Origin of the sequence: Pontibacter anaerobius, from assembly GCF_026241195.1 — a bacterium.
Lineage (GTDB): Bacteria > Bacteroidota > Bacteroidia > Cytophagales > Hymenobacteraceae > Pontibacter > Pontibacter anaerobius.
On record NZ_JAPFQO010000008.1, the window covers coordinates 225,809 to 246,377 of the forward strand.

The following is a 20,569-nucleotide window of genomic DNA, read 5'->3' on the forward strand; positions in this document are numbered from 1 at the left end:
GTGGCATGTATATTCCTACCGGGCCATTCCGGTTATGAGCCTGATATAATTTAGCTAACAGCTCCTGTGGGCTGGCAGGCGCTCCGTAATAAGCGTGGGATGCAGGATCAGGCTTCTCTTTGAAACAAAGTATGGTGCATGTCTGTGGGTGACAAAGTATTGCCGTAAAGTATTCCGGAGTAAAGACAATTATCCTGGCATGGCTGCCGGCAAGACAAAAACATCTATGCCTGGTGCATAATGTCCAGCCAAGTGAATCATCCCCCACCCTTAAATCATAAAAAATATATTTGTCAAGTTAGCTTGACATTAAGAAATGTAAAGCATACCTTTATGTAAATAAAACTTTACATTATAGCAAACGTTATTTACATATGAAAAATCAGAATTGGAACACTCAGAATCTGCATAACACCAGGCTATTGGCCATCTGGACATTTGCCTGGGTTGCCTCGATGGCCCTGGCAACTTTCGGCCCTACGTTTATCTGGCAAGAAAACATGCCCCTAACCTTACTTGCCATAGCGATAAATGCCGCTTTTGGCGTAGCTATGATCCTGGCAAACATCCGGCACATAAAAGGGCTGGACGAGATGCAGCGTAAGATTCAGCTGGAAGCCATGGGAATTGCTCTGGGCGTGGGCGTTGTAGGCGGGCTTAGCTATACCTTGCTTGACACAACCAATGTAATCTCGGGCGATGCTGAGATATCTTTCCTGGTTATCCTGATCGGCCTCACCTACCTGGGTGCTACTATTATCGGACAAATGCGCTACAGATGAAAAACCGACTGAAGGTACTCAGAGCCGAGCGCGACTTAACGCAGGCAGACCTTGCCGATGCGCTGGCGGTTTCCAGGCAAACGATTAATGCCATCGAGAAAGGCAAGTTTGACCCCAGTTTGCCACTGGCTTTCAAAATCTCCAGGCTATTTAACCTGCCGATAGAAGCCATTTTCCAGGACGATGATGCGGTGTAGGGTTGCAGTTTGTGAAGGATTAGTTTCTGGTTTTTCAGGTTTCTAGTTTGGATTCGCAGGTATGATTATTAAAAGTTTTAATCGTTCGCAGGTGTAACCATCTCCTTTAAAGCAGGGGCGTTAAACTCTATATTCATAAGGTGATGGGGGGAGCGCCCTCGCCTTATCATTTCCCATAACTATTTCATATTAAAAGTTTTAGATACACAGAACCAACAGTAGCAGGAAACTATCCCTTTGAGGTAATTTTTTAATTCAAGGCCTATTACAGTAAAGATATAGAACAAGATAAGGCGTCCTCGCTCGTGACCTATTATTTTCTGGCCTTCCGGGCCTTTGAGTCTAGAAGTAACGTTCAATTTAAGAAATGAATCTGGAGATTCGTGCCAGAAGTAGTTAGAACTTAAGGGGTTTACGCTTGGCAGGGGGACCATTTTTCTGTACGAACATTATAGAGTCCCGCTTGCGCCATGGATATCCGGATCAGGTAGTTTATTCCAGAAACATACGATATATCAACATAAGCACGCTTATGATCACGATGGTTGTATAGATCTGCTTGTTGTACCTGGCCAGCCAGTTGGGGAGGTAGATGTCGAAGTTGTCGCGGGTGGAACTGGAATAATTTCGGGCAACTACCGTAACCGGACACATGTTTTTAAAGACCAGCAGTACAAGCCCTTCCAAAAGTATAAGCCCCAGGCAAATCCAAACCCATTTGTCTATCCTGTTCACGAGCACCGCATAAAGCAGGTAAAAGATCACTACATTAAAGAACAGCCAGATCAATGTATGCAACACTTTTATCAGCACCAGCTTTTGCCCGTTGCTTAAAGACATGTTTTGCTGCTGTGTTTTGGGTTGCAGTTTCATAGCCTTGACTTTTACTTTTTTATACTTTAAAATTGAGTCTTAGTTAAAAAAGCTGGGCTATTGCATGCTACTAATTTGAAGTTAAAACCTTTGTCATTCTGTTAAGAAACCTGGTAGAGGCGATGTTAAGCTTTCGCTACACACCCACAAGGTCCTTTCAGGATGACAAAAAGAGGAAAGTGAAACGACACTGAGTTAAAGGGGGGAATTAAGGCGATGAAGGCTCATTTCTCTTTATAGCTTAAATTTACATGTCCCGGGTTGGGGCCGTACCTGTTTGCACTTCACAGCTTAGTGCTCATTTTACCTTATTGATTCACAGCCACTTTTATACTTTTTGCACTTTCTTAAACTGCAAAGTATAAACCCTGTGGGTAGTTGCACGTACTAAGGGTTCAAAACTGTTAAAACACAACATATTCCCTATAGACACACCTCTCCTCCATTTTCCTTATTTCACCCAATTTGTATTATTTTATGAAAAAGCTATTATTCATACCTTTATGCTTTTCCCTCTTCTTCACCTCCTGCAACGACGATGACACAGAAGCTGTCATTCCGGTGGTTTCGGAGATAGATGCTGACATGAGAGGCGACTGGACCAATACCTCCATCAAAAGAGTTTATTACTCAGATACCGATACCGTGATGTATGCCGACTCGGTGGCACGCCAGGCCTATTTTCATTTCGACGGACAGAAGATGACCGTTACGTTGCCGGGCAGCTCGGAAGAAGATGTATGGACTTACAGCTTCCCGGACCAAAACGACTCTACCCACATACAGCTGCACCAGGACACGGTGACAACCAACTACCAGGTAACATCTTTGTCGGATACAGACATGGTTTGGGTTGAGGAAAGAGCCTGGGCCGGTTACCCCGAAGAAGTGCCGGACAATGAAAAGACAACATCCAAGCGCGGCGTTTATACCTGGAAGTTTGTACGCGGGAAGTAACCTTTGCACATTTTGAGACACTCCAAAAGCACGAGCATGTATAAAGCTCGTGCTTTTTTTAGTTTCGGTGGATTTATACTTTTTAGTTCGTGGAGGGCATGGTACCTGTAGAGCGATAAGGCGATGCCATCTTCGCTAGTGTTTAAACATCTGTGGTTCCCACAGGGGCGGGGCCATTATATATCATTTTTTGTCATCCTGAGAGTGGCAAACTCCGGACTTGTTACGGGCGATTTGTTGGCTGGTGGCAATGGCTTAACCTCCACAGGATCGTTTCAATCTCCCTTTTTTGTCATCCTGAAAGGATCTTGTAAGCGAGTAGCGAAAGCTTAACATCGCCTTTACCAGGTTTCTTAACAGAATGACATAGGCTTTAACTTCAAATTAGTAGCATGCAATTACCCTGATTCCGAGAGGAAAAATACCTCCCAACATAGCTTCAAGTAGATGAGGCCTGTAGCTCTCTACGCCCCGTTTACTTTACCTCCTGCCTACGCAACCTGCCTGTGCTACCGCCATACTACGGCTTGGCAAGTATATCCCGCATTAGCACAGCTCCGTTACAATAAGTATAAACGCTAAGCAAATGGATAGGAAACCAATACATAAAGGGCTGCTGGGCTTGCTTTTGCTTTCCGCCCTATGGCTTGCCGGTTGCCAGACAGGCACTGCACCTGCAGGCACCCCGGTAAACAGAAACCAGGCGCCCCAGCGCGTGGACATTAGGGGAAGCATTATCACGACCCGCTATAACGAGGGGCAGGTAATGCTGGAGGTAGAAGCCTTTGCTCCTTCGCCAGACTCCCGCTACGACCGGGCCTACGTGCTTGTGCTGCCCACTTCTCAGATGCTTGGACCTGACGGCCAGTCGATCAGCCTGAGTGAGTTACGCATGGGGCAAAACGTGGCCATCTTACTGCGGGGAGGTGGCAAGGGCAATTTTGTGGGCCTGGGCGTGGCCCGGAAGCTGTGGGTAGAAGATAACTTTTAATCGCGGAGCTGTTGCTGCCCTCGCTGCCACAGGTTCATGTAGCCTTGCAGATGATCAATTTTCCGCTACTTAGTCTTTTGTTGCCATGGCTTTTTCTGCCTCATAGTACCCTGAGCCTACTATATACGTCTCTCCGCCGTGCTGCACTTTCCGGACGTACGTGTGCTTTTGGGTGGGCTTGTTCTCACCGGGTTTATACCAGTAGTAATCTACCCAGGCGCTGCCCTTGCTCATGGCAGCGTTTATATACTCCCGCACAAAAGCTATGCCTTTCACATCTTTTTCTTCCAGGAGGTTTTTGCCTTCCAGGCTGGGCTGTGCCGGGTTCACCAGTTCCGTCCCGTCCGGACTCTCCACAAACACATAAGTATCCATAAAATAGAACGGGCCATTTTTGTCGCGCAGCTGGCCGAAGGCTTCCTTGCCTTGCGCCTGCACCAGACTGGCGGCACGGTTTACTACATCCTCTATAAAGGCCTTGCCCATTTGCATGTTGTAGATGCCGCTGCTCACCAGGTACTGTTTACCCGAAGGAAAGGTAACCCGCTTCACATAACTGGACTTCCAGGCAGGGAAGATATCGCCAGGCTCCGGGAACATGTAATGCACCCACCCCTCCCCTTGCTGGCTTTTTACTGTCTCCAGGAACATCTTACCGTAAGGCCTGCCGATGGCATCTTTGGTGCCGTTTACCTGCTTGCCCTCCATAGTCGGGTCTGCCGCATGAAACACCCTTTTCCCGTCCAGCGTCCAGACGAAGAGGTAGGTATCGCCCTGGAACCATTTAGACCCTTTCTTCCTGAAATCAGGGAAGGCTTTATCGCCGCGCTTCTGTAGCTCTGCCGCCGCGTTGTTCACAAACGACTTCAGTTCCGTGGCGGTCACCGTTTTAGTGGCGGTGGTATCTTTCGGCGCATCGGCCAGGTATACCCCGGAGCCAACCAACACCCAGCTGTCTCCCAGTTTAGCCTTGTGCACATACGTTGTTTTTTGGGTGGAGACACTCTCGCCCGGTTTTGGCCACATGTACTCCACCCAAGCAGTGTCACTGGCCGCTACCGCGTTAAACATCTCTTTTACCAGCGGCTTTCCCTTTGTATCCTTCAGGTCCATCAGGTTGCGGCTCTCCAGGTTTCGGAAAGCGGGGTTCACCAGCTCCACCCCTGCCGAATCGAGCACAAATACATAGGCATCCTTTACTTTATACGGACCGGTGGGGTCATAAAACCGCTCAAAAGCCGCCTTTCCCCGCTGCTCAATCTCCTGCACGGCACTCTTCACCATATCCGCCACAAACGCCCGCTCCATGTGGTCGTTGTACATGCCGCTGCCTACGACGTAGCTTTTGCCTGATGGAGCCTTTACCAGTTGCACATAGCTACTTTTCCAGCGAGGGAGCAGGCCACCCGGTACCGGCCACTCGTAATGGAACCAGCCCTGAGGCTTGTCCGGGTTAGAGGTTGCCGCTGCCATTAGGCCACGTAAGATGGGTTTTCCGTTGACGTCCGTTAGCTCCAGCTGGTTTTTGCCAACCATTGCCGTATCGGCGTGCACCAGCATAGTACCTTCTGGGTCCAGCACAAAAACATACTTCTCCCCCTCCCGCCAGTGGCTGCCAGGTTTTCTAAAATCATCGAACGCTGCTTCGCCCATGTTCCGGATCATTTCGGCAGCATCTTTTACCAACGAAATGAGTTGCCGGGCAGAGTCCTGCTGGTAATCCTGCAGAGCAACAGCGGGGTTTCCCTGCGGCGCATTTGATCGGTTGACTTTAAAAGCTTGGTAATCGCCGTCCATACTTCGGAACTGTGCCTGGCATACAGGAGCAAGTACGCAGGCTAGAACAATTAAAAGAGATGCTATTTTCATGGTCGAAAAGTTTAAGAAGGAATGAAAACTGCCAGCCTCCAGGCATAAAACCGGGGCATCTTCAAATTTCATAAATCAAGTGGGGTGAATCCGGATGCTGCCTACCTCTGGTCCGGTTGGCAACAGCATCCCATACAGGTTGCGGCATACCTTATGGGTAGCCAGAAAGGCACCGGGCGATGCTCCGGCAAGAGACCATCCGGCGCTGATTAATTTATACTATACTTATAAATTTTAACGCTATTTATACCTGGCAGGTTGATTCCAGGGATGTGTGTTGCCTTCAGGTTCCCTCGCAAATGGCAAATTGCAGCCTGTGAGTGGCGGAGGACGCCTGAACAGCGGCGGAGAGGCAGGAAAAGTAAGTAAACGACTTAAAAACATAGAGCCCCGCTGCATTCACAGGCGGGGCTCTTTTTACGTTGAGGTATGATGTTATACGTTTCTGCTCTTTGTGCACTGGCTACTCCACGCTCAGGCGCTGCAGAATGGCTTTGCAAGGTGTGGCAGAGGTAACCGTTAACTGGTGCGGGGCATGCAGCGGCACAGCAAAATAATCGCCGGCTTTCAGCGTGTGGGTTTCCTCTCCTGCTCTCATCTGACAGGCACCTTCCACTATCAGGAAACGCTCGTACTCATCATGATGCACCTCACTTTCGGTGGCATCCTTTACCCACACGATGGCTGTTGTTGCGGTAGGCGTGTACCCGATAATACGGGCATGTATCCCTTCGGCATCCTCAGGAAGTATGGCTTTTTCGTTTTGCAGCCATTTCCCGTAGTCGCTGGTCCTGGACTCTGGGGTCAAAACCGGGGGCGATTCGGGGAGTTCTCCCTCCTTCATGCGCTCCAGGTAATCGATGGTTGCCATTAGCAGCGTTTTAACAGTGGCACGCGGCTTTAGGGCATGTGCTTGCGCATAATGCTCTATCGACAGCCTGATTTGCTCTACTTCCTGTTTCACTTCCGGATGGGCAGCAGCCATCTGCTCTACGGCAAGCACTTCCTCAGGACTGGCAGCACCCATCACATACAGCTCCAAAACCCCGGATTCTATAAATTCTGTAATAGGGCTCATACTGATTTCTCCGCCTTTAAATGGACAAATGCCTTTTTTAAAATTTCTCTAACTTCCTCCACGCTCATGTTCAGCTCTCCTGCGGTTTCTGCACAAGTGCGGCCTTTCAGGTAGAGCGACTCCAGTATTGTTTTCTCTAACGGAGCAAGGGTGCAAAGATCCTGCTTTTTAATTTCTGTGTCCGGTAAAGTGGCAGGTTTATTTTTTGGATACCCGTTTTTAACGCCCTCCGTGTGGGCCTCAACAATGGCTTTGTACTTGTCTGTCTTGATGGCTTGCAGGGCTATTCCGCGGGCAATGGCCAACCCCCAGGTTAGCAGCCGCTCCTTCGAGGAGTCATACATCCCGATGCGGGTCCAGATAGCGACAAAGGTTTCCTTCAACGCCTCCTCCGCTACCTCCGGGTCCCGCACAATCCTGGATATGACTCCCATCATGACCGGGGCGTACGCGTCATAAAGTTTACCTAGCATTTCCTGTCTGCCCTGCCGGAGGGCAGTGACCAGGCTTTTTTCCGTTTCTCCCTGAAGATCGATTCCTGACATATTGGTTTAAAACCCCGGTGTCATACTTTCTCGCGAAAGTGGCCAGGATTCATTTTTAAAAGACAAAATAGCGTAAAGCACTATTTCCAGGCTGCTGCTGGAAATCAGAAAACACTCTTTACGTAATATTACAAAATACCACCTGAATTTCAGGATTTTTTACAGCCAATGTTAGCTCAGCAGCACAATAATATTGTACCGGCAGCCTGCCGAAACACAAGCAGTATCGTTTCAGTCGGGCTGGTGGTGCCGAAGAAGCGGGTGGGTTTCCAAACAAAACAGCCGCTGCGTAGAGGCAGCGGCTGTTCCAGGTATATCAGCAACTATTAATAGTACCTGTTCAGCTCATCCCTTCTGTGGCCTGAGCTGTACCAATTGTCTTCTGTTCTGATGCCGCGGCCGCTGCCATAGTTTCTTTCAGGGTAGCGGGAGCTTCTGTAGTAGCTTCCTGAGCGAGAGTCGAAATCCAATTCATATCCCGCCCCTCTGTTTTCATTTCTGTTATAAGCGCCGGACCGATCAGAGGTATTGTAGCCCTGCCTCCTATTGCCATAGTCGCGGTCTCTTCCGAAGTCTTCCTGGTAATCGCGGTCACGGCTGAAACTACCGCCATAGCCTCTGTTGCGGTCCCAGTCGTTTTGCTGGCTACCCGCATATCCGCTGTAGTCGCGGTCTTCTCTTCTCAGGCGCTCGTAAGCGTCTCCCATGTCGCCCTCGTGGTAAGTATGCTCCGCTCGGTACCGGCCGCGGTCATCTTCCCAATGGCCTCTGTGGCGCTGGTAGTCGCGCTCAAACTCGTTGGTTAAATTCCTGGCAGCGTGGTAATGCTCATCCGACCTGTTGTAGCCTTCGTAAGGGCCATAGTAATCACGATCTCTATCTCGTCTGTCCATAGTCAATTTATAGGTTTAGTTACAAATGCTTTTCCCTAATAAACGGCTATGAGGTTACGTGGTTTAGTTTGTGCCGCCCCTGCCTCCGGATTGAAACATATTCCGGCTCCGGACGATTTCTAAATTCTTGCCTGGTAAGTATAAAGTTGGTAGTATCTCCCCTGCTTTGCCAGCAGTTCTTCGTGACGGCCTTGCTCGGCTATGTGGCCCTGCTCTATCACCAGGATCTGGTCGGCTTGGCGGATGGTGCTCAGGCGATGGGCTATTACGAAAGTAGTGCGGCCCTGCATCAGATTTTTGAGGCTGGCCTGTATCAGGCTCTCGCTCTCGGTATCCAGGTTGGAGGTGGCTTCGTCAAGTATAAGTATACGCGGGTCGGCAAGTATGGCCCGGGCAATGGCGATACGCTGCCGCTGCCCCCCTGATAGCTTCACGCCCCTCTCCCCGATCAGTGTGTCCAGGCCGTCCGGGAAACGGTCTGTAAACTCCTGCACGTGGGCTGCCTGCACGGCCTGCATCAATTTGGCTTCAGTGGCATTGGGGCGCGGGAAAAGAATGTTCTGCCTTATCGTGCCCTCAAACAGGAAATCGTCCTGCAGCACCACGCCCAGCTGGCTGCGGTAGCTCTGCAGGCTTATACTTTGCAGGTCGTGGCTGTCTACGGTAATGGTGCCGCTTTCAGGGTTCAGGAAAGATGCGGCCAGCCCGGCGATGGTGGTTTTACCGGAACCGGAGGTGCCTACCAGCGCTGTAACAGAACCGGCTGGAGCTTTAAAGCTGATTTCTTTCACCACTTCCTTCCCGGGTTCATAGGCAAAAGACACGCGGTCAAACACAATATCCCCGTGAATGGCATCGAGCTGCCGTGTCCTGTGCCCGCCCTCACTTTCCAGTGGCGTATTCAGTATTTCCTCGGTGCGGTCGAGGCCCGCAAAGGCTTCGGTAAACTGGCTCCCGATGTTGCTCATCTGAAGTATAGGCGCGATCATAAAACCCAGGTATAGCGTAAAGGCCAGGAAATCGCCGAAGGTCAGCTTCCCGTTCATGATCAGGTAGCCGCCAATGCCCATAATGCCCGCCGAGGCCAAGCCCAGCAAAAGAGTGGCCGAAGATGTAACCAGGCTGGTGGTGATCAGGCTTTTCTTCACGTTCAGGAAAAGTCGGGTTACGCCGTCTTCAAATGTTTTGATCTCCTGCTCCTCGGCATTAAAGCCCTTTATCACACGCACCCCGCCCAGAGTTTCGGTAAGCCGGCCTGTCACCTCTGCATTAATCACGCCGCGCTCTCTGAAAATGGGCCTTATCTTGCCAAACGCCTTTGTAGAAATAACCCCAAATATCGCCACCGGAATCAAGGCGAAACCTGTCATGAGCGGGCTGATGTAAATGAGCAGCACGAGGCAAATGAGCGAGGTCAGCACCCCGCCCACCATCTGGGCAAAACCGGTGCCCACCAGGTTCCGCACCCCTTCCACGTCCGTCATGATGCGCGACACCAGTTCGCCGGTTTTGGTATTGTCGAAAAAGCGGATGGGCAGCTGCATGATGTGCCGCTGCACCTTCGCACGGAGCTGAGAGATGAGGTGCTGCGCCTCCACGCTCAGTATCTGCGTGAGGGCAAAAGAGGTGACGGACTGAATAACTATAGCAACCACCACAGCCAGAATCAACCATTTCAGCATGGTAAAATCGCTTTTGGGGATTACATCGTCTATCAGGAACTTACTTGCTCCCGGCAGCACCAGGCCTGCCAGGCGACTGATAATGATCAGGACCAGCCCGCTGCCAAGATACTTCCTCCGGGGCCAGATGATCGTTTTAAAAACCTGACCTACCGATACGTTTTTAAGCTTTTTTGATTTAGACATAGTTTGACATTTGCCTTCCTGTTGAAGGTATCGAATTAATAGGATCAAGCATTTCAGAAATCACGCGCCTACCTGACCCTGCACGGTATTTATACTTACCTGTGAATCTGCTATTTACACAAACTCCTTATTTTACAAGCCGTACACAATTTAATATCATAATAATTAAACTTTAAAGTATAAAACTATGGCAATTGTAAAAGTAATTGAAGTAATCGCAGGGTCGGAAAAAAGTTTTGACGATGCTACAGAGATCGCACTGGCGGAGGCTGCAAAGTCTGTACAAAATATCAAATCTATCTATATTCAGGAGATGAAAGCTAGAGTGGAGAATAATAAGATTGTCTCCTACGGGGTTAATGCCAAAATATCCTTTGAAGTAGACACCCTTAAAAAATAACCTGTCCGATAAAAAGGGAGGGAGCTATACTTGTAAGCTCCTTCCCTTTTTTATACTTTATACTTCGGCGTACCCAACGCTTTTCCTTTCATATATCTACCCGTACCGGCATCCGCACTTTCTCTCTCCGGGTAAGTTTTAAGTTTAGCTCAAAGTATAACACTATCCTTCCGCTTGCAGTAAAAGGCGGTTAATCGTTGCTGCCTGGCTGCACCCGTTCCGGCCGGCAATATTAATCTGCTTATATTAGCACATGGCAAAAGACCCTTATCAGAATAAAAACAGTGGCTTTACCGGTTTTGTAACCGTGCGCGGTGCGCGGGAACACAACCTGAAAAATATAGACCTGACCATTCCCCGTGACGCCCTGGTGGTGTTTACCGGCGTGTCGGGTTCCGGCAAATCATCGCTGGCTTTTGGTACGCTTTACGCTGAAGCCCAGCGACGTTACCTGGAGTCCGTCTCGCCGTATGCCAGGCGCTTGTTTCACCAGATGGCGGTGCCGGAGGTAGATGCGATTGAGGGATTACCGCCTGCCGTGGCGCTGCAGCAGCAACGTGGCACCCCCACCACACGCTCCTCAGTAGGTAGCGTCACCACGCTCTCCAACCTGCTGCGGATGCTGTACTCCCGCGCCGGCGATTACCCTCCAGGGCAATCCATCATCTATGCGGAAGCCTTTTCTCCGAACACCGCCGAAGGCGCCTGCCCTGTGTGCCACGGCCTGGGCCGAATTTATGAGGTAACGGAAAAGTCGATGGTGCCCGATGACTCCCTGACGATACGGGAGCGGGCCATAGCAGCGTGGCCAACGGCCTGGGGCGGGCAAAACCAGCGCGACATACTTGTAACGCTTGGCTACGACGTAGACCGGCCCTGGCGCGAGCTGCCGCAGAAGGACCGCGACTGGATCCTGTTCACTGAAGAGCAGCCAGTGGTACCCGTTTACCCGGGCTATACGCCGGAGCAAACGCAGCGCGCGCTCAAACGCAAGGAGGAACCGAACTACATGGGCACCTTCAGCAGCGCCAGGCGCCATGTATTCCATACTTTTGCCAACACGAACAGTCCACTGATGAAGAAGCGGGTGATGCAATACATGCTGAGCACCGACTGCCCGAACTGCCAGGGCAAGCGCCTGCGCCCGGAGTCGCTGTCAGTTAAATTTGCCGGGTATGATATCACCCAACTCTCCCGTTTGCCACTGAAGCGGGTGGCAAGTATACTGAAGCCATTTGCAGAAGGCACCGCCAAAGGGCACGAAAAACAGGAGGCTGAGCATCCGGAGCAGACCATTGTGGCGCAGCGCATTGCCGAAGACCTGGTGGCACGCATAAAAGTGCTCCTGGACCTTGGCCTGGGCTACCTGTCGCTGGAGCGCAGCACCCCCACCTTGTCGCCCGGTGAACTGCAGCGCCTGCGTCTTGCCACGCAACTGTACTCCCACCTTTTCGGGGTTGTGTACGTGCTGGACGAACCATCTGCCGGCCTTCACCCTTCCGATACTCTTGCCCTGCTGCAGGCGCTGGAAGGTCTGAAAAAGGCAGGGAACTCACTCTTCATTGTAGAGCATAACCTGGACGTGATCCGACATGCGGACTGGCTGGTGGATGTAGGTCCAGATGCCGGTGAGAAAGGGGGCAAAATACTGTACAGCGGCGCACCGGAAGGGCTGCAGCAGGTGGCAAGCTCTAAAACGGCAAAGTATCTTTTTAACCAGGAAGCCTCACCCAAGCGTGTGGCACGCACCCCCGCCGGCTGGCTGCACTTAAGTGGCGTTACCCGTAACAACCTTCATCAGCTTGATGTGGCGTTTCCGCTGGGCATCTTTACAACTGTTACCGGCGTTTCTGGTTCAGGCAAATCCAGCCTGGTGAGCCAGGTGCTGGTAGAACTGGTGGCCGAACATCTGGGGCATGCCATACCTGCAGAGGAGGAAGAAGGCGAGGAACTGGAGCGTGCAGCACCTATTCAGACCGATGGGCAGATAACGGAGGGAATGGAAAGTATAAAACGGCTGGTCCGGGTAGATCAGAAGCCCATAGGCCGAACCCCACGCTCAAATATGGCCACTTATACCGGCCTTTTTGACCATGTGCGCAAGCTTTTTGCCGCTACCCCTATGGCGCGCTCCAGAAGGTACGATGCCGGGCGCTTTTCTTTCAATGTTGCCAAGGGCCGCTGTGAAAATTGCCAGGGAGAGGGATTTGTAATGGTCGAGCTGCTTTTCCTGCCAAGTGTGTACGCCCCCTGCCCTGTCTGCCACGGCGCCCGCTACAATACTAAAACTCTGGAGGTAACCTACCGCGACAAGAACATAGCCGATGTGCTGGCGATGACGGTGGATGCCGCCTGGGAGTTTTTTGAGGAGGAGCCACCCGTGCACCGCGCGCTTACCGTGCTGCGTGAAGTTGGCCTGGGATACCTGCGTCTTGGTCAGCCTGCCACGGAGCTTTCCGGTGGTGAGGCTCAGCGCATTAAACTTGCCACCGAACTGCAACGGGCACAGCGCGGCAACTCCTTATACATACTGGATGAGCCTACCACAGGCCTTCACCCCGCCGACGTAGAAAAGCTGTTGGTGCAACTGGATAACCTGGTGGAAGCAGGCAACACGGTTATCGTTGTGGAGCATACCATGCGCGTAGTAGTCCACAGCGACTGGGTAATTGATATAGGACCGGGCGCCGGCGAAGAAGGCGGCACAATTGTAGCAGCCGGAACACCTGCCGAAGTAGCGAAGAACAAGCAAAGCAAGACGGCTCCTTTTCTGAAAAAGAGGCTGGAAGTATAGGGATATATTGCCACAGTTCTGCTGCAGCTGCTACACCATAGCCTTTGCTTGTATGGAGAAAAGGCTCTTAATTGGGTGTAGTAAAATAAGTATGGCGCACATGTTCACGCCATATTTGAAAGATCAGTACCTTGTAGATTCTACTCAACACGTTAGGCCAGTACCAAACCATGCGCTACTTTTTCCATATCGGTTACAACGGGGGCAACTACAGAGGCTGGCAGCGCCACCCGTATAGCCTTGGTGTGCAGGAGGTGTTGGAGGATGCTTTGCGAAAAATCCTGAAGGCGCCGGTGGCTATTACAGGTTGCGGACGAACGGATGCAGGGGTGCATGCCAGCCAGTTCTTTTTCCACCTGGACGTGGCCCAGCCGTGGGAGTTTGACATGCTTTTCAGGTTAAATAAAGTCTTGCCGCCGGATATAGCTGTGTTTGATATAATTCCGATGGAAGGCTTGCCGCATGCCCGGTTCGATGCCATCCAGAGAAGCTATGACTATTTTATCCATACCTACAAGAACCCCTTTCTAAGCAACGTCAGCTCTTTATACTTGGTTAAAAACCTGAACCTGGATGCCATGAAAGCGGCTACAGCCCTGCTCCCGCTTTACACCGATTACAAGAACCTTTGCCTCACTCCGGCCGAGCAGGACAGCACCATCTGTTACATTTCTTCCGCCCATTGGCTTGGCGATAAAACCGGCGACAGGCTGCGTTTCCAGATCTCGGCGAACAGGTACCTGAGCCGGATGATCCGAATCATAGTTGGCCAATTGTTAAAGGTAGGAATGGGCACGCTAAGTATACATGAGTTCGAAAGCTACCTCACGACAGAAAAGGGGCCTAAACACCTGACACCGGCTCACCCACAGGGGCTTTATCTGTCTAAAGTCACGTACCCATACCTCAACCTTGCTCCCCGTTTTACCAGTTCAGCCATACTTCAGAACCAGGAGGAGCGTGGCTGGCACTTACTGTAAGAAGTCCATACTTCTTGCGGTGGCTCAGGTAGTTCGTACCCGTGCCGCCAGTACCTTAAAAAGGATGTACAACACAGCGAAAACAGCCATGGCGATAAGAGCCCATCTTTTTTTTCGGTTCATCTCCTGCCAGTAATCCCGGTCGGCTTCGGTTTCTTTTAACTTCTGCCGGATGGCTGTGTTCGCCATACGTTCTATCTTCAGCTCCCGGTGCAGGGAGTCCAACTGAACCGTATCGGGTAGGTAAACGGTTTTGGTGACAGAGGTGCTGTTGCATTCCGGGCATCTTCGGTAACGAGTAGCAACATCCGCCTTTGGCACCATCATCGGGGTGGGGAGCAGCCTGCCGGGGCTAAGTACAGGCTTTGGCTCTATGGCAGGCGGGTAAAGCCTGGGAGGGAAATGCCTGGTCGCGTAAGCCTCTCCGTAGGTGTTGGTGTACGCCTCGTTCTTATCTACATACGCTGCCAGCTTATCAGTATTCTCATCGAAATACTTTTCCGCCTGGCGTTGTGTGGCGCAGGAGCACAGCAGCAGCAGTAGTAGTAAAGTCCATCTCATGTTTGCTTCGCGGTTTAATTGCCCCAACCGCCCAGGCTTTTAAAAATCGTTCGCTTGCTGAGTACATACGGAAACAATGGCAGACATGCAGCATCAATCTTAAAATATATAGCATTGCGGGTATAAAGTATGGGGCACTTAATTGCACAATCTTACGTGCTGCATCAATGGTAGTATAGTAGGATGTTTTTACACTTTACCTGCAAGAATTATACTTTAGCCCTGTTCACCGTATACTACACTTAAAAAATACCTGAGCCAATGTAAAAACGCATACTTTTGTAGTTATTTTTATTTACTGTTTTACCTGATGGAGTACAGGCAAATTCATTATTGGCAGTATGTGCCGGGGTTAGAGGAGGAGAATGTTCTGGAAGCTGCCTTAGACCTCTCTCAAAAAGGAAGACACGATGCTTACCTTGCTGAAATCGCATCGTTTATTTCTGAAAACACAGGGGCAAAGTATGTCATAATCGGGCAATTATCCGAGGATAAAAAACATATTCACACCCTGGTTTTTATGAAGGACAAGACAGTGCTGGATAACTATACTTATCCTTTAAAAGGCACCCCGTGTGAAGTGGCTGTTGCGCAGCGCTTCTGCTACCACCCTTTTGACGTGGCCCCCGCCTTTCCGGACGATCTTGAGCTGCAGGAGTTACAGATAGAGAGTTACCTTGGCAGTATACTTTTGTCGGACGATAACGAGCCGGTTGGCTTAACGGTACTGATGGATGTGAAGCAGATCGAGAATGCTGCCTTTGCCGAGCACCTGATCATGGTGCTGAGCCCAGCCATAGAAGAAGAGATCAAAATGCTACGTTAATTCCTGTTGCCCAGCCCCGGTTAAGCTACAGTTATCTCTGTTTTACACCGTTTAACAAGTCGGCGGGTATAGGCATAATGTATACTCACCCACACTTCCGGTTGCAGATCTCTTTTAAAAGGCCTATCTTGAAAATTACAAGAGGTAAAGCTCAAACACTTCTCTTTGAGAGCGTGCGTTTTAAGAGCTCCCATCCGCCCGATAGCCTATAGTATGGCTTTGCCGGGCATTTGAACTGTGATAGGAAATGGCCTCTGCCCGAACGAAATGAATCTATGACAAAACCTGTTTCCCTATCACCAGAGGTACTACGTGCTTTTGAAACCTTGCCCGATCCATACCTGATCCTTTCACCTGAATTCACCATACTTACTGCCAGTAAGGCATACTTAGAACTCTCGTTACGGAACCTTGCCGACATACAGGGCAAGTATGTACTCGACGTTTTCCCAGATAACCCCTCGGTAACAGACTGTAAAGCTACTGCCATGTTAAAAAGCTCCCTGCAGTGGGCAGTGGAACACAAGCAGGTGCATACCATGCCGTGTCAGCGTTACGATTTGAGCCCACCTAATAGCCCGGAGGTATTTACGGAGAAATACTGGCAGGCCGTCAACACCCCGGTAGCAGACACAGAGGGAAACATTCAGTACATCATCCACAAAGTGGAGGACATTACGGCACAGGAATTAGCCAAAAAAAATGAGGTTAACACAAAAATACAGCTTGAGAAACTGTATGGCGAACAGGCTCAGACCCAGGTTCAACTGATTGCGGCCCGAGCCGATGCCGAGCTGGAGCGCATGAAGCTTTACAACCTGCTGATGCAAACGCCTGCCATGTTCTGCATTTTTGAAGGTCCGCAGCATGTATTCAAATTTGTAAACCCGCCCTATCAGGGGCTGGTCGGCGACCGCCCTTTACTGGGGAGGCCCATTGCCGAAGCCATGCCTGAACTTGAAGGTCAGTCTGTTTTACACTTGCTGGACCAGGTATACAGCACCGGCGAAAGCGTTTACGCCTTTGAAACCAAAGTGCAGCTGGACCATGATAATGATGGCAACTTAGGAAATAACTACTATAACTTTACGTACCAGGCTGTCCGCAACCTGGATGGTGATATCGATGGCATTATGGTGTTTGCCTACGAGGTAACGGTACAGGTAAATGCCCGCCGCGAAGTGGAGCAACGCGAGCAAACCCTAAAAACCCTTAACGAGCAGCTAGAGGCGGCTAACAGAGAAATAGAGGCGGCATACGCCGAGCTATCCCAAACGCAGCAAGCGCTCCAACAGCTGAACAAGGAACTGGAAGAGCGGATTGCAACCAGAACCCGGGAGTTGGAGCGCTCCAAAGCTACCACAGAGTTACAGCGTAACCGCCTGCATATGTTGTTTATGGATGCTCCCATTCCCTTTCTAATCCTGGACGGGCCTGAGCATGTGTTCCAGCTCGTAAACCCTTCTTTTCAGAAAATTTTCCCTGGTCGGGACTTGGTGGGCAAGACGTTGCTGGAGGCATTGCCGGAGTTGGAAGGCACCCCCATCCCAAACATCCTCCATAATGTATACACCAAGGGAGAGACGTATGAGGGCAATGAATTTCCGCTTATGCTGGCACGCCATGAGGGAGCCGAACCCGAAGAGATCATCTTTACCTTTACCTATCAGCCACGTATCGACGAAGAAGGCAAAGTGGACGGAGTGCTGGTGTATGTCCAGGATGTAACCGAACAGGTAAAAGCCCGCCAGGTAGTAGAGCAAAGTGCGCAACAACTGCAGCTTATTACGGACTCGTTGCCCGTGCTCATAGGTTACCTCGATAAAGACGAGAAATACCGGTTTGCCAACAAGGCCTATGAAGCCTGGTTCCCCATGAAGTCAGAAGACCTGATTGGAAGGCCGGTACGCGAGATAGTTGGGGAAAAGGCATACCAGGGCGTAAAACAATATATTGACCGGGCCCTGGCCGGAGAGCGCCTGGACTTTAAGAGTAAAATGCCTTACCGGGAAAACTTCATAAAGTACATCAACACCAGCTATGTTCCTGATATAAGAGAAGGGAAAGTAGCAGGTTTTTATACTTTAGTGAACGATATTACCGAGCAGGTGCAGAACCTGTTGCAGATAGAGGAGCGTGAGAAAGAAGCACAGGCCCTCACTAAGAAATTAGCCGCAACAAACGAAGAACTCATCGCAGCGAATGAACAGTTGCTACGAACGAACCTGGATCTGGACAACTTTATTTATACGGCATCCCACGACCTGAAAGCACCTATCTATAACATTGAGGGGCTGGTGCAGGTACTGCTGGAATCCGTTACCACCAATGCTCTTCCGGTTGAGGAAACAGAGCGGGTTAGAACAATGATCGAGGGTTCTATCAGCCGCTTCAAAAACACCATAGAACATCTTACCGAGATTGTAAAGCTACAAAAGGAAAACAGCCAGGAAGCGGTTGAGATCGACCTGGCGGAGGTCATACACGATGTAGTACTAGACCTTAACCCACAACTGGAAGCAGCCAACGCCAGCCTGACGCTGGATGTGCACAGTCCCCCCCCTATCCGTTTCTCGCACAAGAACCTTCGCTCCATAGTATATAACCTGTTGTCTAACGCCATAAAGTATAGCTCTCCGGAACGAACGCCCGAAATAGCGCTTACCTGCTACCCAGATGGAGAATTTAATGTTATTACCGTGAGCGACAACGGTCTGGGCTTTAACAAGGCTGGCAGCCAAAAGCTTTTCTCAATGTTCGGGCGCCTGCACGACCACGTGGAAGGTTCCGGCATTGGCCTGTATATGGTCAAGAAGATCATAGAGAACGCCGCCGGGCGCATAGAAGTGGAGAGCGAGCCAGGTGTAGGGTCAACCTTTAAAGTGTACCTGAAGAACTAGGAGAAACATACTTCCGGCGCTGCCTCCGGGGCAAAACGCCCCCCTTTGTTACCGAGGTAAAGTGCCTGTTTATACTTGTGGGCACCGTAGGCGCAGGTGCTATGGTGCGTGCCATACTGTTCCCCTGCCATACATGATTGCCGTGGTTGCGTATACACCTTAAGCGCAGCCACTACAGCTGAGGCTTCCGATATTATCAGTCCTGATTTAGAATGGATACCTCAAATGAAATCATGTATAACCAGAACAGTATTCTGATAGTAGCGATCTTATTTTTTCTTATTCTGCTGGCACATGAGGCGGGATACAGGCTCGGGCAGCACTATCTTAACAAAACTAACACTGACGTAAAAACGCAGACCAACACCATACAGGCCGGCACGCTTGGTTTGCTGGCGCTTATTCTTGGTTTTACCTTTAATATGGCCCTGCAGCGGTTTAACAACCGAAGCCAGGCTGTTATTCATGAAGCAAACTCCATTAGTACGGCCCTGCTTAGAACGGAACTGCTCCCGGCTCCGTATGACTCGCTCTCGCACAAACTTCTGAAGGACTACATCAGCCTGCGCCTGGCGGTGAGCAACACCGATTTTGCCATGGTTACGGAGCAGAAACACCTTGACGAAGAGACAAAAAAACTACATCAGGAGATATGGCTACAAGCTGTAAAGGCAGCACGCATCGACCCCAGGCCGGTTACAACGGGCTACTACATCAGTTCGCTCAACAGTATGATAGATGCGCACGGAGAACGGAACGCGTTACTGCAGCTGCATGTGCCGGAGGTGATTCTTTTCCTGCTCTTTATCGTGTTCATCACGTCGGGCGCACTGATGGGATACTCTAGCGGCCTAGGCAATAAAAGAACCACGATCCCGGCCATGATGATGACTTTCCTGATCTCGCTGGTAGTGTTTATTATAATAGACCTCGACAGGCCCAAAAGAGGTATCATTAAAATAAACCAGGCCAGTATGGAACATCTGATGAGTGAGTAAACCAACCGTCCCCGCCTCTGTTCGCTGTGGCTTCCGCTTTCAAGCCGTACATTTTATACTTCAATACCCCTCTCTCCTTTCCTGAGAAACTTAAAATGAAACTACCCTTTCCTTTACACGGCGTTTAAACACGCTATACTTTTTACGCACCCGTTCCCTGAGCTCACGTTAATTTATACTTATACTTAAGCAGGTGCCCTACTTGCTCGAAGCCTGTTCTGCAAATCATTTCTAAAATTTGGAGTCGCCTGCAATCCAGCTGTGCTACCTGCCACGTAGGTCTTGCTCCACTGTAGCTTACCGAGTGAGTGATCTACAGGATTAGAATCTCATTTAACTTTTTAAATTATGGAAAAACCTACACAAAAGCAGGGGCAGCAGGACAAAGCAGGAACCGGTATAGTTGTGCCGCAGAGACGCATGTTCTTACGCTATGCCGGCGCCACTGCATTAGCCACCACGCTACTTCTCACCACATCCTGCGACGATGACGACGATGAAACCATGCCGACCGACCCCGAGACAGTTGATCTTGGATCAGGAGACACTGGCATTTTGAATTATGCTTATGCATTGGAACAGCTGGAGGCAGCCTTCTACGCAGAGGTGGTGGCAAAATCGTTGGGCATGTTTAGCCAAACAGAACAGCAGATAATGCAGGACCTCAAGGGCCATGAAGGTATTCACCGGGACTTTTTGAAGGCAGCCCTCGGAAACGCTGCCATACCTGACCTGGAAGTGGACTTCTCCACCATTAACTTCAACGACAAGAACAACATACTTGCGACTGCCCGTACATTCGAGGACCTGGGTGTTGCGGCCTATAACGGTGCCGGCCAGTACCTTGAAAACGCCGGTTTCCTGACGCTAGCAGGTAAAATCGTTTCGGTGGAGGCAAGGCATGCCGCCGTCATCCGCGACCTGATCTCAAACGGCACTTTCTCTGACACAGCAGACAATATGGGCCTTGACCCAGCCATGATGCCAGCAGATGTACTTCAGGCGGCAGCCCCCTTTATCAAAAATAAAATATCTGCTAACAATTTACCTAAATAAG

Annotated in this window: 19 protein-coding genes; 11 read left to right on the forward strand and 8 right to left on the reverse strand. The window is 50.3% G+C overall.

Going from position 1 to position 20,569, the window contains the following annotated elements; translation table 11 throughout:
• Nucleotides 1–374: 374 nt before the first annotated feature.
• Nucleotides 375–782, forward strand: a complete 408-nt coding sequence (locus tag OO017_RS13170) for a hypothetical protein (RefSeq protein WP_266052965.1) — start codon at nucleotides 375–377, stop codon at nucleotides 780–782.
• Nucleotides 779–979, forward strand: coding sequence for a helix-turn-helix transcriptional regulator (locus OO017_RS13175; RefSeq protein WP_266052966.1), 201 nt, complete (start codon nucleotides 779–781; stop codon nucleotides 977–979). Before OO017_RS13170 ends, OO017_RS13175 begins: the two co-directional genes overlap by 4 nt.
• A 492-nt stretch (nucleotides 980–1,471) precedes the next feature.
• Here OO017_RS13175 and OO017_RS13180 read toward each other — a convergent pair whose 3' ends face one another.
• Nucleotides 1,472–1,852 carry a hypothetical protein gene (locus OO017_RS13180; RefSeq protein WP_266052967.1) on the reverse strand — a complete coding sequence of 127 codons (381 nt, stop codon included), beginning with the start codon at nucleotides 1,850–1,852 and terminating at the stop codon, nucleotides 1,472–1,474.
• 477 nt (nucleotides 1,853–2,329) lie between these two features.
• Between OO017_RS13180 and OO017_RS13185 the strand changes: the two genes are divergently transcribed.
• Entirely contained in the window at nucleotides 2,330–2,809 is a 480-nt protein-coding gene (locus tag OO017_RS13185; RefSeq protein ID WP_266052968.1) for a hypothetical protein, read from the forward strand.
• Between the two features lie 586 nt (nucleotides 2,810–3,395).
• Complete coding sequence (locus tag OO017_RS13190; protein WP_266052969.1) at nucleotides 3,396–3,800, forward strand: hypothetical protein; 405 nt, start codon at nucleotides 3,396–3,398, stop codon at nucleotides 3,798–3,800.
• 69 nt (nucleotides 3,801–3,869) lie between these two features.
• On the opposite strand, the gene OO017_RS13195 is transcribed toward OO017_RS13190, so the two are convergent.
• The 5 genes from OO017_RS13195 to OO017_RS13215 all read right to left on the reverse strand — a co-directional run bounded on the left by OO017_RS13195 (nucleotide 3,870) and on the right by OO017_RS13215 (nucleotide 10,053).
• Entirely contained in the window at nucleotides 3,870–5,669 is a 1,800-nt protein-coding gene (locus OO017_RS13195) for a cache domain-containing protein (RefSeq protein ID WP_266052970.1), read from the reverse strand.
• Between the two features lie 463 nt (nucleotides 5,670–6,132).
• Nucleotides 6,133–6,747: a cupin domain-containing protein gene (locus OO017_RS13200; RefSeq protein ID WP_266052971.1), complete on the reverse strand. Its 615-nt coding sequence runs from the start codon at nucleotides 6,745–6,747 to the stop codon at nucleotides 6,133–6,135.
• The gene (locus OO017_RS13205; protein ID WP_266052972.1) at nucleotides 6,744–7,292 is read right to left on the reverse strand and encodes an RNA polymerase sigma factor; all 549 of its coding nucleotides are present in this window, start codon (nucleotides 7,290–7,292) and stop codon (nucleotides 6,744–6,746) included. Before OO017_RS13205 ends, OO017_RS13200 begins: the two co-directional genes overlap by 4 nt.
• A 326-nt stretch (nucleotides 7,293–7,618) precedes the next feature.
• On the reverse strand, nucleotides 7,619–8,185 hold the full coding sequence (locus OO017_RS13210) for a hypothetical protein (protein ID WP_266052973.1): 567 nt from the start codon (nucleotides 8,183–8,185) through the stop codon (nucleotides 7,619–7,621).
• Between the two features lie 119 nt (nucleotides 8,186–8,304).
• The gene (locus OO017_RS13215) at nucleotides 8,305–10,053 is read right to left on the reverse strand and encodes an ABC transporter ATP-binding protein (RefSeq protein ID WP_266052974.1); all 1,749 of its coding nucleotides are present in this window, start codon (nucleotides 10,051–10,053) and stop codon (nucleotides 8,305–8,307) included.
• Nucleotides 10,054–10,240: 187 nt separating this feature from the next.
• Here OO017_RS13215 and OO017_RS13220 point away from each other — a divergent pair, with 187 nt between their 5' ends.
• The 3 genes from OO017_RS13220 (at nucleotide 10,241) to OO017_RS13230 (ending at nucleotide 14,227) form a co-directional block, all read left to right on the forward strand.
• A complete protein-coding gene (locus OO017_RS13220; RefSeq protein WP_266052975.1) occupies nucleotides 10,241–10,453 on the forward strand; it encodes a dodecin family protein in 213 nt (70 codons plus the stop codon).
• Nucleotides 10,454–10,706: 253 nt separating this feature from the next.
• Nucleotides 10,707–13,247, forward strand: a complete 2,541-nt coding sequence (uvrA, locus tag OO017_RS13225; protein ID WP_266052976.1) for an excinuclease ABC subunit UvrA — start codon at nucleotides 10,707–10,709, stop codon at nucleotides 13,245–13,247.
• A 170-nt stretch (nucleotides 13,248–13,417) separates the two neighbouring features.
• Nucleotides 13,418–14,227: a tRNA pseudouridine synthase A gene (locus OO017_RS13230; protein ID WP_266052977.1), complete on the forward strand. Its 810-nt coding sequence runs from the start codon at nucleotides 13,418–13,420 to the stop codon at nucleotides 14,225–14,227.
• 24 nt (nucleotides 14,228–14,251) lie between these two features.
• Here the strand turns inward: OO017_RS13230 and OO017_RS13235 are convergent, their stop codons facing one another.
• The gene (locus OO017_RS13235; RefSeq protein ID WP_266052978.1) at nucleotides 14,252–14,788 is read right to left on the reverse strand and encodes a hypothetical protein; all 537 of its coding nucleotides are present in this window, start codon (nucleotides 14,786–14,788) and stop codon (nucleotides 14,252–14,254) included.
• A gap of 310 nt (nucleotides 14,789–15,098) precedes the next feature.
• On the opposite strand from OO017_RS13235, the gene OO017_RS13240 reads away from it, so the two are divergent.
• Both OO017_RS13240 and OO017_RS13245 read left to right on the forward strand, forming a co-directional pair.
• Entirely contained in the window at nucleotides 15,099–15,614 is a 516-nt protein-coding gene (locus OO017_RS13240) for a hypothetical protein (RefSeq protein WP_266052979.1), read from the forward strand.
• A 275-nt stretch (nucleotides 15,615–15,889) separates the two neighbouring features.
• A complete protein-coding gene (locus OO017_RS13245) occupies nucleotides 15,890–18,514 on the forward strand; it encodes a PAS domain-containing protein (RefSeq protein WP_266052980.1) in 2,625 nt (874 codons plus the stop codon).
• Here the strand turns inward: OO017_RS13245 and OO017_RS13250 are convergent.
• Nucleotides 18,511–18,645, reverse strand: a complete 135-nt coding sequence (locus tag OO017_RS13250; RefSeq protein ID WP_266052981.1) for a hypothetical protein — start codon at nucleotides 18,643–18,645, stop codon at nucleotides 18,511–18,513. The two genes, OO017_RS13245 and OO017_RS13250, sit on opposite strands and share 4 nt — an antisense overlap.
• 81 nt (nucleotides 18,646–18,726) lie before the next feature.
• Between OO017_RS13250 and OO017_RS13255 the strand changes: the two genes are divergently transcribed.
• Complete coding sequence (locus OO017_RS13255) at nucleotides 18,727–19,512, forward strand: bestrophin-like domain (protein ID WP_266052982.1); 786 nt, start codon at nucleotides 18,727–18,729, stop codon at nucleotides 19,510–19,512.
• A 348-nt stretch (nucleotides 19,513–19,860) separates the two neighbouring features.
• Nucleotides 19,861–20,568, forward strand: coding sequence for a ferritin-like domain-containing protein (locus OO017_RS13260; RefSeq protein ID WP_266052983.1), 708 nt, complete (start codon nucleotides 19,861–19,863; stop codon nucleotides 20,566–20,568).
• Nucleotide 20,569 lies beyond the last annotated feature (1 nt).

What these genes read in the sequence shown, in the direction of transcription:
- OO017_RS13170 (WP_266052965.1), top strand. Translation starts at nt 375, where the DNA reads ATGAAAAATCAGAATTGGAACACTCAGAATCTGCATAACACCAGGCTA.
- OO017_RS13175 (WP_266052966.1), top strand. Translation starts at nt 779, where the DNA reads ATGAAAAACCGACTGAAGGTACTCAGAGCCGAGCGCGACTTAACGCAG.
- OO017_RS13180 (WP_266052967.1), bottom strand. Translation starts at nt 1,852, where the DNA reads ATGAAACTGCAACCCAAAACACAGCAGCAAAACATGTCTTTAAGCAAC.
- OO017_RS13185 (WP_266052968.1), top strand. Translation starts at nt 2,330, where the DNA reads ATGAAAAAGCTATTATTCATACCTTTATGCTTTTCCCTCTTCTTCACC.
- OO017_RS13190 (WP_266052969.1), top strand. Translation starts at nt 3,396, where the DNA reads ATGGATAGGAAACCAATACATAAAGGGCTGCTGGGCTTGCTTTTGCTT.
- OO017_RS13195 (WP_266052970.1), bottom strand. Translation starts at nt 5,669, where the DNA reads ATGAAAATAGCATCTCTTTTAATTGTTCTAGCCTGCGTACTTGCTCCT.
- OO017_RS13200 (WP_266052971.1), bottom strand. Translation starts at nt 6,747, where the DNA reads ATGAGCCCTATTACAGAATTTATAGAATCCGGGGTTTTGGAGCTGTAT.
- OO017_RS13205 (WP_266052972.1), bottom strand. Translation starts at nt 7,292, where the DNA reads ATGTCAGGAATCGATCTTCAGGGAGAAACGGAAAAAAGCCTGGTCACT.
- OO017_RS13210 (WP_266052973.1), bottom strand. Translation starts at nt 8,185, where the DNA reads ATGGACAGACGAGATAGAGATCGTGATTACTATGGCCCTTACGAAGGC.
- OO017_RS13215 (WP_266052974.1), bottom strand. Translation starts at nt 10,053, where the DNA reads ATGTCTAAATCAAAAAAGCTTAAAAACGTATCGGTAGGTCAGGTTTTT.
- OO017_RS13220 (WP_266052975.1), top strand. Translation starts at nt 10,241, where the DNA reads ATGGCAATTGTAAAAGTAATTGAAGTAATCGCAGGGTCGGAAAAAAGT.
- uvrA (WP_266052976.1), top strand. Translation starts at nt 10,707, where the DNA reads ATGGCAAAAGACCCTTATCAGAATAAAAACAGTGGCTTTACCGGTTTT.
- OO017_RS13230 (WP_266052977.1), top strand. Translation starts at nt 13,418, where the DNA reads ATGCGCTACTTTTTCCATATCGGTTACAACGGGGGCAACTACAGAGGC.
- OO017_RS13235 (WP_266052978.1), bottom strand. Translation starts at nt 14,788, where the DNA reads ATGAGATGGACTTTACTACTACTGCTGCTGCTGTGCTCCTGCGCCACA.
- OO017_RS13240 (WP_266052979.1), top strand. Translation starts at nt 15,099, where the DNA reads ATGGAGTACAGGCAAATTCATTATTGGCAGTATGTGCCGGGGTTAGAG.
- OO017_RS13245 (WP_266052980.1), top strand. Translation starts at nt 15,890, where the DNA reads ATGACAAAACCTGTTTCCCTATCACCAGAGGTACTACGTGCTTTTGAA.
- OO017_RS13250 (WP_266052981.1), bottom strand. Translation starts at nt 18,645, where the DNA reads ATGGCAGGGGAACAGTATGGCACGCACCATAGCACCTGCGCCTACGGT.
- OO017_RS13255 (WP_266052982.1), top strand. Translation starts at nt 18,727, where the DNA reads ATGGATACCTCAAATGAAATCATGTATAACCAGAACAGTATTCTGATA.
- OO017_RS13260 (WP_266052983.1), top strand. Translation starts at nt 19,861, where the DNA reads ATGGAAAAACCTACACAAAAGCAGGGGCAGCAGGACAAAGCAGGAACC.